This window comes from Bradyrhizobium sp. P2_E8, assembly GCF_056403875.1.
This window is the reverse complement of the sequence record NZ_JBFUES010000161.1, coordinates 1-10244: the sequence shown is the minus strand read 5'-3', so window position 1 is coordinate 10244 and position 10244 is coordinate 1. Positions and strand designations below refer to the sequence as shown.

The 10244-nt window shown below is 63.8% G+C and carries 14 protein-coding genes and 1 pseudogene; 9 read left to right on the top strand and 6 right to left on the bottom strand.

Going from position 1 to position 10244, the window contains the following annotated elements; translation table 11 throughout:
* The 6 genes and pseudogenes from AC1D00_RS11770 to AC1D00_RS11745 all read left to right on the top strand — a co-directional run.
* Positions 1-452, top strand: a pseudogene (locus tag AC1D00_RS11770) (methyl-accepting chemotaxis protein); the annotation flags it as partial.
* Positions 453-583: 131 nt separating this feature from the next.
* Complete coding sequence (locus tag AC1D00_RS11765; RefSeq protein WP_477010786.1) at positions 584-1438, top strand: CheR family methyltransferase; 855 nt, start codon at positions 584-586, stop codon at positions 1436-1438.
* 16 nt (positions 1439-1454) lie between these two features.
* Positions 1455-2546, top strand: a complete 1092-nt coding sequence (locus tag AC1D00_RS11760; RefSeq protein WP_477010785.1) for a protein-glutamate methylesterase/protein-glutamine glutaminase — start codon at positions 1455-1457, stop codon at positions 2544-2546.
* Positions 2547-2551: 5 nt separating this feature from the next.
* Positions 2552-4279 (top strand): chemotaxis protein, encoded by a 1728-nt coding sequence (locus AC1D00_RS11755; RefSeq protein ID WP_477010784.1) that lies wholly within the window; start codon positions 2552-2554, stop codon positions 4277-4279.
* Between the two features lie 153 nt (positions 4280-4432).
* Entirely contained in the window at positions 4433-4891 is a 459-nt protein-coding gene (locus AC1D00_RS11750) for a hypothetical protein (protein ID WP_477010783.1), read from the top strand.
* Between the two features lie 109 nt (positions 4892-5000).
* Positions 5001-5285 (top strand): hypothetical protein, encoded by a 285-nt coding sequence (locus tag AC1D00_RS11745; protein ID WP_477010782.1) that lies wholly within the window; start codon positions 5001-5003, stop codon positions 5283-5285.
* 29 nt (positions 5286-5314) lie between these two features.
* Here AC1D00_RS11745 and AC1D00_RS11740 read toward each other — a convergent pair whose 3' ends face one another.
* From AC1D00_RS11740 to AC1D00_RS11725, 4 genes are all read right to left on the bottom strand, one after another.
* Complete coding sequence (locus AC1D00_RS11740) at positions 5315-5680, bottom strand: VanZ family protein (RefSeq protein WP_477010781.1); 366 nt, start codon at positions 5678-5680, stop codon at positions 5315-5317.
* A gap of 135 nt (positions 5681-5815) precedes the next feature.
* Complete coding sequence (locus AC1D00_RS11735) at positions 5816-5980, bottom strand: hypothetical protein (RefSeq protein WP_477010780.1); 165 nt, start codon at positions 5978-5980, stop codon at positions 5816-5818.
* Between the two features lie 180 nt (positions 5981-6160).
* On the bottom strand, positions 6161-6466 hold the full coding sequence (locus tag AC1D00_RS11730) for a hypothetical protein (RefSeq protein WP_404558610.1): 306 nt from the start codon (positions 6464-6466) through the stop codon (positions 6161-6163).
* Positions 6467-6617: 151 nt separating this feature from the next.
* Positions 6618-6803, bottom strand: coding sequence for a hypothetical protein (locus AC1D00_RS11725; protein ID WP_404559206.1), 186 nt, complete (start codon positions 6801-6803; stop codon positions 6618-6620).
* Positions 6804-7230: 427 nt separating this feature from the next.
* Between AC1D00_RS11725 and AC1D00_RS11720 the strand changes: the two genes are divergently transcribed.
* The 3 genes from AC1D00_RS11720 (at position 7231) to AC1D00_RS11710 (ending at position 8717) form a co-directional block, all read left to right on the top strand.
* Positions 7231-7743, top strand: coding sequence for a hypothetical protein (locus AC1D00_RS11720; protein WP_404558609.1), 513 nt, complete (start codon positions 7231-7233; stop codon positions 7741-7743).
* Between the two features lie 197 nt (positions 7744-7940).
* Positions 7941-8243, top strand: a complete 303-nt coding sequence (locus AC1D00_RS11715; RefSeq protein WP_477010779.1) for a hypothetical protein — start codon at positions 7941-7943, stop codon at positions 8241-8243.
* A 51-nt stretch (positions 8244-8294) separates the two neighbouring features.
* Positions 8295-8717 carry a hypothetical protein gene (locus AC1D00_RS11710; protein WP_404558607.1) on the top strand — a complete coding sequence of 141 codons (423 nt, stop codon included), beginning with the start codon at positions 8295-8297 and terminating at the stop codon, positions 8715-8717.
* A 25-nt stretch (positions 8718-8742) separates the two neighbouring features.
* On the opposite strand, the gene AC1D00_RS11705 is transcribed toward AC1D00_RS11710, so the two are convergent.
* Positions 8743-9477, bottom strand: coding sequence for a metallophosphoesterase family protein (locus AC1D00_RS11705; RefSeq protein WP_404558606.1), 735 nt, complete (start codon positions 9475-9477; stop codon positions 8743-8745).
* Positions 9478-9627: 150 nt separating this feature from the next.
* Complete coding sequence (locus tag AC1D00_RS11700; protein ID WP_477010778.1) at positions 9628-9906, bottom strand: hypothetical protein; 279 nt, start codon at positions 9904-9906, stop codon at positions 9628-9630.
* Positions 9907-10244 lie beyond the last annotated feature (338 nt).

The following is a 10244-nucleotide window of genomic DNA, read 5'->3' as shown; positions in this document are numbered from 1 at the left end:
AAGCCGGCAATATGCTCTCCAAGCTCGTCCCTGATATCAAGAAGACCGCCGAGCTGGTCGAGGAGATCACCGCGGCCTGCCGCGAGCAGGACGTCGGTTCGGCCCAGATCAACCAGGCGATCCAGCAGCTCGACAAGGTCGGCCAGCAGAATGCCAGCGCCTCCGAACAGGTTTCCTCGACCTCCGAGGAACTCGCCTCGCAGGCCGAGCAGCTCCAGTCCACCATCGCTTATTTCCGCATCGAGCAGGGTGGAAAGGGTCAGGCGGCCGCACCGATCGACCGGGCGGTCAATCAGTTGCGCGCCAAGGCGGCCACCATGGCGGCCGTCGAGCGCCCGGCCAGGAAGCCGCTGGCCAGGCCGGCGCGTGCCATGAAGGTTGCGGGCGGCGGCGGCTTCGCTTTCGACATGAATGACGGCGAGGACGATCGGGACGCCGATTTCCAGCGCTAGGGCTCTTTGAGAGATCGGCTCCCACGGAGGCCGATCTGTCTTCAGTGATTGCGTGAAAGTGTGGGATTCAAGATGGCCCGGACGGCCCGAGATTCAGTGCAGGCGGCCATCGCGGACCGGGGCCGGCGACCATGATGCCCGCCGTGCAGGACATGGCCGTGCATCTGTCGGACCGCCACTTCCGGACCATCGCCGAATTGATCGAGGGCAAGGTCGGCATCAAGCTGCCGCAAGGCAAGCGGCTGATGCTGGAGGGGCGGCTGCACAAGCGCGTGCGCGCGCTGAACTTCTCCGACCTCAACGAATATGTCGACAACCTGTTCGGGGCGGAGCATTTCGACACCGAGCTCACCCATCTGATCGATGTGGTGACGACCAACAAGACCGACTTCTTCCGCGAGCCCCAGCACTTCACCTTCATGCGGGACGTCGCGATTCCGGCCCTGCTCAAATTGCATGGACGCAGGAACGCAAACCTGAAGATCTGGAGCTCGGCGAGCTCCACCGGCATGGAAGCCTACACGACCGCGATGGTGCTGGACGACATGACGCGGAACGGCTCGCGGTTTCAGTACCGCATCCTCGGGACCGACATCTCGACCGCGGTGCTGCGCCTCGCCAAGGCCGCGATCTACACCCGCGACGTGCTCGCGCCGGTGCCGGAGCCCTTCGTGAAACGATACTTCCTGTCGTCGCGGGACAGGTCGCGCGGCGAGGTGCGGGTGGTGCCGGAATTGCGGCGCATGACGCATTTCATGCGGATGAACCTCATGGATGCGTCCTATCCCGTCGATCGTGACGTCGACATCATCTTCTGCCGCAACGTCCTGATCTATTTCGAGCGCGAGACGCAGCGCAAGGTGATCGAGCAATTGTGCAGCCATCTGCGGCCCGGCGGCTATCTGCTGGTCGGGCATTCGGAATCGATGATTCACAGTGCCGTGCCGGGTTTGAAGCAAGTTCAGCYAACCATTTTCAAGGTCTAGCCGGAGCGCAACCAGAATGCCGAGGGAGAAAGTTCGCGTGCTGATCGTGGACGATTCGGCGTCGGTGCGCCAAATCCTTCAGACGATCCTCAATGACGATCCGGACATCGAGGTGATGGGGACCGCGTCCGATCCGTTCGCAGCTGCGCGCCGCCTCCAGAACGAGATCCCCGACGTCATGATCCTCGACATCGAGATGCCGCGCATGGACGGCATGACCTTCCTGCGCAAGATCATGGCGCAACGTCCGATCCCGGTGATCATCTGCTCCTCGCTGACCGAAGAAGGCTCTGACGTGATGTTCGAGGCGTTCGAGGCGGGCGCGGTCGACATCGTGCCGAAGCCGAAGATCGACACGCGGCAGGCGCTGCTCGAATGCTCCACGCGGCTGCGCGAGGCCGTGAAGTCGGCGGCGCGCGCCCGCGTGCGCCCGCGCGCCGAGCGCCGGGGGGTCGAGAAGAAGCTGACGGCCGACGCCATCATCCCGCCACCGGTGCAGGGCAGGATCCGGCCGACGACGGAGCGCATCGTGTGCATCGGCGCATCGACGGGCGGCACCGAAGCGCTCAACGACGTCCTCGAGATGCTGCCGCCGCACTGCCCACCCATTGTCATCGTCCAGCACATGCCGGCAGGTTTTACCGCGGCTTTTGCCAGGCGTCTCGACAGCGTCTGCCAGATCCGGGTCAAGGAGGCCGAGGACGGCGAGCCGGTGCTGCCGGGCTGGGCCTATATTGCCCCGGGCGCCCGTCACATGCTGCTCCAGCGCATCGGCCTGCGCTACCAGATCGCGATCAAGGACGGCCCGCCGGTGTCGCGGCATCGCCCGTCCGTCGACGTGCTGTTCCGCTCGGCGGCCCAGCACGCCGGCGCCAACGCGCTCGGCGTCATCATGACCGGCATGGGCGACGACGGCGCGCGCGGCATGCTGGAGATGCGTAAGCTCGGTGCCTCTACGCGGGCGCAGGACGAGGAAAGCTGTGTGGTGTTCGGCATGCCCAAGGAGGCCATCGCCCATGGCGGGGTCGAGAAGGTCGTGCCGCTGCACCATATTTCGCGCGAGATCATGCTCTGGTACCAGGCCGGACACGTTGCGGTGGCAGGTTGATTGCGATGCCCACCTTTCCGGCCACCACACTCACTGAAGCGACTGCGGCGATCGAGGACGTCTCGTCGCGCATCGAGGACGTCTTCGCGCGCGTCGGTCGGGAGCTCGGTCGTGGCCACCTCATCTTCAAAGAGCTGAACCAGGGCCTCGCGACGCTCTCCGAGGAGCTCTCCGGCGCCGAGATCGAGGGCGCTGCGACCGCGTTGCAGGAGATCGCCGCGCGGCTCAGCGAGCTGGCGCAAACCCTGCCAGCCGAGAGCGCCCTGCTTGCGACGATTGGCACGAGTACGGCGGAGGCGTCCTCGCTGCTCAAGCCGCTGTTCAAGCACATCGGGATGATCACCATTATCGCGCGCAGCGCGCGGATCGAGGCGGCCTCGCTCGACGGCGACCGTGAGGGCTTTCTCGCCTTCACGCAGGAAGCCTACGATCTCGGCAAGGCCGTGCAGCGCTCGATCGAGGGCTGCGCACGGGACCAGCAACGCCTGTCGGAAGCCGTTGCCACCGCCTCCGTTCGGCAGAAGGAGTTCGAGAGCCGCTACGGGAACCAGCTGGTCTCGGAGAGCGCCGAGCTCGCCGATGCCTATGGCGGATTGCGCGACCAGCGCAGCAAGAGCAGCCATGTCGCCGACCTCGCCAGCGCCAGTACCAGGAAGATCGCCGAGGCGGTCGGCAGCGCGATCATCTCCTTGCAGGCCGGCGACAGCACGCGCCAGCGCCTCGAGCATGTCTGTCACGGTCTCGGTCGTGCGTCAGGACCTTCTCCAAGCCTCGTTCCCGAACCGGTCACGAGCGATGACGGCGCACGCGCCATCTGCCTGTTGCAGGCGGCCCAGCTCAGGGACGCTCAGCGCGAGTTCGGCGGCGACATCGGTCAGATCGTTCGGGCGCTGACGGCTATCCTGCATGATGCCGGCAGCGTCGTCGGCAACGGCCGCACGCTGTTCGGTGGCGAGGATGGCGGCTCGTCGTCGTTCCTGACGCGCATCAAGCAGATACTGGCGCATGCTTCGACCCTGATCGCCACCTGCGAGAGCGCCGGCCGTTCGGTCGATGACGCATTGGCCATTGTCGAGGATACGCTGGGGAAATTTCGCCAGGCGATCGCCGGGCTCGCCGATGCGACCGTCGACATCACCCTGATCGGGATGAATGCCGGCCTCAAGGCAAGCCATCTCGGCAGCCGCGGCAGCGCCTTCGTCGTGATCGCCAACGAGCTCAAGGCGACTGCCGACCAGGTTTCGGCGGGGGCGGCGCGCCTCCGGCCCGTGCTCGACGGCATCGAGCACTCGGCCAAGGCGCTGAAGGAGCTGCGCGTGCAGGGCGATCCCACGCAGCTTGCCAACCTCGAGCCGCAGATCCTCCAGGCGCTGCGCGAGGTCGAGGCCGGCAACGAACGGCTCGACAAGCTGATGAGCCGGCTCGTCGACGAGGGCGCGGAATTCGAAGGCCTGATGAATTCGGCGCAAGGCCTGATGAACAAGCTCGGCGAAAGCTCCGCGACTTTGCCTGCGGTGGCCGCGCGCCTCGAGACTGTGAGTGCGGTCGCCCGGCGACCGCAACCAATTGCGCAGGACGAGGCCATGCTCGACGATCTCTTCGCGCGCTACACGATGGAGCGCGAGCGGGACGTCCACCGGGAGTTCCTGCAAACACTCGGGCTTGCGTCGATCACCGCCACGCGGCGCGTCGAGGCGGTCGAGACCGCCGATGACGGCATAGAATTGTTTTGATGTCGGCGCCGGTGTCGCCTCGCGCGCCGGCGGCAATTCGATGGATTGGGTTTTCGGGGTGTTAACCCTGCCGAAAGCGCCGATGGTTTGGTCATTGTCGCGCCCCAGAGTTCGTCGCAAATACCTGTCAAATTTCACGTCGAGAAATGTCGCATGTTGAGAGACGGCAAATACGCTGCCTGGTTCAGGACCCCGCGCGGCCAGGGCACCGGCGTCGTGGATCTGACTGAGGGCCGGATCTCGGGCAGCGACAGCTTTTTCACCTATGGCGGCTCTTATCGTGTCGATGAGAAGCACTTCTCGGCCGTCTTGATCGTGAACCGGTACGCGGATGGTCCGCCGAGCGTGTTCGGGCCGGACGAGGTCGAGGTCGATCTTGCGGGGGTGTGCAGTGGCTTGGTCGCGACCTGCTCGGGCACGGCCAAGCAAGCGCCCGACGTCAAGTTCGAGGCGACGCTGATCTACAGCCAGGAAGACACGCCGGCCGCCGACGCGCGATGCGCGGTCGTGAAGCTCAATGCCGACAAATTGCCCAAGAGTCCCGACAGCCGCTCCCGGCCGCGCCATCCATTTGCGTCGCCCAAGGGTCCCGCAAAGGCTCCCGCGTCTTAGCTTTGCATTGACGCTGTTGTCGCGAAAACCCTTCGTCACCGCATTGCGGCAACCGTGCCTTTAGAGGTGAAATCTAGGTTGGGGCCCATAACAAAAGACGGACAGGGATATGCCTCAAATCTGGATGACATATGACGAACTCGCGACGCTCAACGGCTGCAGCGCGGCCGAAGCCCGGCTTCAGGCGCAGCAACTGTCGCTCGATCGCCGCAAGAGCCGCGACGGAAACACCCGCGTCAAGCTGAACCTCGCCTTGACGGGCCGGTTCTTCGAGACCATTCGCGAAGCCGAATTCGGTCTCGATGATGCGATCGCGGCGTTGCGTGAGACCCATCGGCAGATGTCGGGAGTTCTCGCGGCCGAGCAGGAGAGCGTCAGGCGCGGCGTGGCGTAAGTCAACCGCGCCCTCGGCCGTCGGCCGCGCTAGGACGGCGGCCTCGGCAGGAAAGCCAGGATGGTCTGGGCCAGAAGGACGCCGACGGTGCCGCCGGCGGCCTTTTGCAGCAGATCGATGAGCCGCGGATCACGATCCGGCGTCATCGCCTGCAAGACCTCGAGGCCGACGGCAACGGCCACCACGAACGCGCAAGCCAGTTTGAGGCGCCCCGGCAGCAGGAACGACAGCAGGAAGCCCAACAGGCCGTAGGCGCTGAAGCGCTCGATGACGACCACCCAGTAGGCCTCCGCATGGCCGATGAGCACAGGCCTCCCCGCGAGCCTCGCCAGCGTGGCATAGATGATGAGCGCGAGGCAGATTCCGGCGGCTGCGATGAGATGGTTGCGGCGCATGGCGCCAACATAACCGGTCGGTCCGCTGGTCGCTTTCGAAAGCCAAGAACATCGTTAAGGTTCATGAACCTTCGAGGGCATGAACCGAGGTTCACGAGCGAACGGCTGTGACGGCCCATTTCGGCGGTTGCGACGTCAAGCGTGGCGATGCAGTCGCGACTTCATGCAGGCCGCGCTGAGTTGGCTGGGGGTGCCGTCAACCCGCCGGCTCGCGGGTCTGGTGACCCACAATCTCACGGCCACGAACAGGATGTCGATGCCAAGCCAGATCGACAGCACGATCAGGAAAGAGCTTGCCATGACTCCACCTCCCGCATTCCTTTCGAGACCAATGCGGGGCGCGGTCGAGAGTTCCGCTTTTGCGGAGGGGGCAGCCGATCGCCCTGCCCAAATTCTCGTCATCGACGAGCCGGGCCAACCGGGTCAGGCACGAAGCCGCACGCCTGACCGCATGACGAAGTCGTTCGCAGGAAGCGGCGTTCAGCGCCGGTTGTAGGACCAGCCCTTGTCGACATCGGTCGGGTAGTGGGCCGCAAAGTACGGATTCTTGAGGCAGTTTCGCGCAGGATCATAGATCCAGTCCGCGCATTCGCGGTAATTCAGGAATCTGCAATCGAAGCCAAAGGCACACCATGGCGCGCCATTCGGAAATCCGAACCGCACGGGGACTTGCGCCGACGCCATCGAGGGCAGAGCCAGGAGCAAAGCTGCGGCCAGTGCGCGGGACAACATGATCCATTCCTCCAACAAACAATCGGGCGGATATCGAAGCCGGTCGATGATCAATCTTCTTCGCTCGACAGCTTAACATCCGGGCGCGGAGAGATCGAGTGTGCTGAAGGCGTTCGGGCTGCGTCGATCGGCGGCTTTCCGCTCACCGATCGATGGGGCAGGCGCGCACGTCCGTGAACTGTCGCGCACGGCCGGCGCGACGGAGCTAGCTCTTCTTGGTGCCCTTGGGTTTCAGCGTCAGGCCGAGACGCAAGGCCATGCGCTTGATCGCATCGGGCGAGCGACCGAGAAGCTTCGCCGCCTCTTCCAGCGAAGTCGAAGACTTGGCCAACTCCATCAGCCGGCGGTCTTCCTTGAACGACCAGGGCCTGCGCGCCATAACCGAATTCATCCTCTCGTCGACACAAAGACAAAGCCGCCAAGCGGACCCACGTTCGCTCGACGGCTTTGCTTGGGTGGGGCCGGGCTTGGGGCAGCCCGGTGCTGAAGATGGATATGCGAACCCTCGGCATTCGCAACAAACAACGCGGATTAAGCTAACCTCTCAACCTTACCGCGACGAAATCGGCGCGCGGCGCTCCGTAGTACCACGGTGTTTTTGTCAACCGCGGTTGGTCCGCGCGCTCGGACAGCCGCGATCGAGGATGTTCTGTCATCATGCCCGGCTGTCGCAGGACCTGCGGACGGCCTCGTCAAGTCCGATCTCGAATCCTCGCGGGGATGGCGGCGAGGCTCGCGTCGGATCTTGCCGGATCCACGGCGTCGCGGAGCATGGCCTCGCCGAGATCGCGGCCGGGCCGATCGGCGACGAAGCCGGCATGGCCGCTCCCGTTGTGCGGAGCCGGGTCGTCGCAGCGCTGCATCCACGACTGACGGGCCGCGCCGAGACCCGGAGACATCATCTTGCCGCGATCACTTGCCCGCGATTGCAGAATCGTCGTCGTGGCGGCCGCGTCGCGCGGGGCACGAAATCAATTTCAATTGAATCACCGCGCGATGTCGATCGCGATCGCTCCGAACGAGAATCGACCCAATCGCGACGACACGCATGCTGCAAGCAAATACCGACAAGCAGCATTGCGCTTCGCTCAGACGGCTCGTCACGAGATCGTCGAATTCGTTCGGCTATGTTCGCGCGAACGGCGACGAACAAATCAAACAATCAGAAGACCGAGATGCTTCAGAGAGCGCGAGCGGCACTTCCCCTCACGAAGATCAGAGAGCGGGCATTCGAAGGCGCATTTTTCAGCGTTGCGCTGATTGCGATGGCAGGCTGGGTGTACTTCATCACGCTGTTGCTGGTGCGATTGTTCCTCTGGTTCTTCAACTGAGCGCGCGGACCACTTCGCAAGCACGGTGCTGCCCAAAAAATCTCGGGCGTGACAAGAAAATCAGCGGCGTTCATCATGATCTCGACACAACTCGAAGACGAGACTGACGCTTCGTGTTGGCGGAAGCGTGGCGTGTATTCTGAGGAGTTACAACCGGGGTGGCGGCGCCGGCTCGTATCGCGGCAGGGGAGTGGATCATGACGGGAACGCGGGCAGAGGCCATCACCGGTTCGACCGACACCGCGCCGCGGCGCTATTTCGTCGATGCGGGTGGCCGGCGTGTCCTGATTGGCCTGACGCCCGAGGAGACGTTCGAGTTCGAGCGGCTCGACAGTGGGCAGGCGCCGGGCAGGGTGCAGGTGGCGTCCGAGGGCCGTGACGTGTGGCCGGATGCCGGTGAGCGGCGCCGGCTCGAACTCTACGAGAAGCACGAGGGCGCCTGGAGGGCCTGGATGGCGCAAAGCCGCACCGAACGGCGCGAAGGCTTCAATCTTTGTTAACCATCCCGGGCCCATTTTCTGGTCTGGCGCCTCGAACCGGAAAATGCGCGCATGTTTCAGCTCTTCCTGCGGGCCCGTACCCATAACTTCCTGAAAGACCGTTTCGGGGGAGAGCAGACGTTCCGTGCGCGCTCGCCCGAGCGCGACGCCGAAACCGATCGCACGCGCGTCGAAGCCATCATGACTGCGATCGAGGAGGCTCTGCACGCGGCGGAGCGGGAGCAGTCGGGCCTAAACCGCCGGGTGGAAGACGTGCTGGCGCGTGCGGCCGTGACCTTCGGCAACGGCGACGACGAATATCTCGAGCGCGAGGCGCTCGACAATCACCACCAGGATCTGTTCGACAAGGAGATCCTGAATGGCCAGCGCCGGCTCAAGGAGCTCGGCGCCTCGATCGCTCACTTCAAGTTCCTGAAGGCGGCCATGCTGAGCCGCTTTCCGGAATACAAGCCTCCGGCAAGCTCCACCAACTAAAGCTGCGGCGCGCGAGCGTAGGCCGCTAGATCGCCAGCATGCTGTTGCCCTGAATCGACAGCAGCGTCAGGTTTCCGGTGGCATAGGCGCCCGTGTCGATATTGGCGCGGTTTTCCAGCAACTCGGCCTGCTTTACCGGCGTGTGACCGTGCACGACGTATTTGCCGAAACGTCGCTTGCTCTGGAGGAACTCGTCCCTGATCCACAACAGGTCGGATTCGCGCTGCTCGGAGAGCGGAATGCCCGGGCGCACCCCGGCATGGACGAAGAAGAAATCGCCGCATGTGAATGTCGGCCGCAGCTGGCGCAGGAACGCGATGTGCTCCGGCGGCATCGCGGATGTGAGCTCGCGCACGAGATCGGACTGTTCGTCCTTGCTGAGGCCCGGCGCGGCCGACACGCCATACGACATCAGGGTCTGGAGTCCGCCGAACTGAAACCATTCGGTGGCGCGCGAGGGGTCCTCCAGCACCGAGGTGAAATAGGCCTCGTGATTGCCCTTGAGGAAGACCGTGTTGCGGCGGCGGCTGCGCCTGATCAGGAGGTCGAGGGTGTGGCGCGAGTCCGGTCCGCGATCGATGTAGTCGCCGAGGAAGACCTCGATCGCGCGATAGGGACGGCTGTTCGCCATGTCCGCATCGATGACGGCAAACATCTGTTCGAGCAGGTGCGCGCAGCCGTGGATGTCGCTGAGCGCATAGATGCGCACGCCGTTCGGTAGCTTCGGCCGGGGCGAATTTCGGGGCGCTGTCGTGGGCATGGGGCCCAACTCTTTCAGAGAGCTTCGCCCAGGATGTCAATATGCTATCGACGAAATCGAGGCGCCACGAGCTGCTTTTTTCCTGCCGCCCGCCGCCGAAGGCTGATCCAGAGCTCTGTGAACCGCCGATCCTTGCCGCTTCCAGGCCGACTAGCCGAAGCTACGGCTGTCGAACGATGGCGCGGCCTTGCCGCGATAGGCTGACGCTCGCGCGCGGACCAGAGCCGCGCCGCAGAAATAGCCGAACTGGAGCACCGCCGCAAAGACGAGAATCGTGACAACGGTGTGAGCCGAATCATGTCCCTGCCAGACCGCGCCCGCACCGAGGATCGCTGCACCGAGAACGATGGCGGGCGGCAGGATGAAGACTCGGAATCGGCCTCCCAGCAACGATCCGATCAGTAGACTGAAGACGACGACGGTACTCACGACACAACTCCTCGAATTGGTCACGAGTGTTAATGGCCGCGAGCTAATAACGGCTTAAGCGTCATGGTTGAACAGTCGTTCAAATGCGCGCGTCAAATTGCGCGAAAATGCCGCGATTTGATAGAAATCGCGGCGCAATGCCCGCTTAATTGTCACGTGTGTGACAGGACTTTGAGCATTTTTTTTGCTGCGACGCTGCGTTGCAGAAAATCGGTTTGATTTTTTCGGTGCACTGCCGCAATGTCGCTTTGTTTAGTTAAGATATACTACGGCGCACGTCGAAAAAAATTCGGATCGATTTACTCGCAAGTCATTGCGGGTGCGTGACGAGGCAGCGA

Excerpts from the sequence above, each read along its gene's own strand:
- AC1D00_RS11760 (WP_477010785.1), top strand. The coding sequence starts at position 1,455 with ATGCCGAGGGAGAAAGTTCGCGTGCTGATCGTGGACGATTCGGCGTCG.
- AC1D00_RS11755 (WP_477010784.1), top strand. The coding sequence starts at position 2,552 with ATGCCCACCTTTCCGGCCACCACACTCACTGAAGCGACTGCGGCGATC.
- AC1D00_RS11750 (WP_477010783.1), top strand. The coding sequence starts at position 4,433 with ATGTTGAGAGACGGCAAATACGCTGCCTGGTTCAGGACCCCGCGCGGC.
- AC1D00_RS11745 (WP_477010782.1), top strand. The coding sequence starts at position 5,001 with ATGCCTCAAATCTGGATGACATATGACGAACTCGCGACGCTCAACGGC.
- AC1D00_RS11740 (WP_477010781.1), bottom strand. The coding sequence starts at position 5,680 with ATGCGCCGCAACCATCTCATCGCAGCCGCCGGAATCTGCCTCGCGCTC.
- AC1D00_RS11735 (WP_477010780.1), bottom strand. The coding sequence starts at position 5,980 with ATGGCAAGCTCTTTCCTGATCGTGCTGTCGATCTGGCTTGGCATCGAC.
- AC1D00_RS11725 (WP_404559206.1), bottom strand. The coding sequence starts at position 6,803 with ATGAATTCGGTTATGGCGCGCAGGCCCTGGTCGTTCAAGGAAGACCGC.
- AC1D00_RS11720 (WP_404558609.1), top strand. The coding sequence starts at position 7,231 with ATGGCCGCTCCCGTTGTGCGGAGCCGGGTCGTCGCAGCGCTGCATCCA.
- AC1D00_RS11715 (WP_477010779.1), top strand. The coding sequence starts at position 7,941 with ATGACGGGAACGCGGGCAGAGGCCATCACCGGTTCGACCGACACCGCG.
- AC1D00_RS11710 (WP_404558607.1), top strand. The coding sequence starts at position 8,295 with ATGTTTCAGCTCTTCCTGCGGGCCCGTACCCATAACTTCCTGAAAGAC.
- AC1D00_RS11705 (WP_404558606.1), bottom strand. The coding sequence starts at position 9,477 with ATGCCCACGACAGCGCCCCGAAATTCGCCCCGGCCGAAGCTACCGAAC.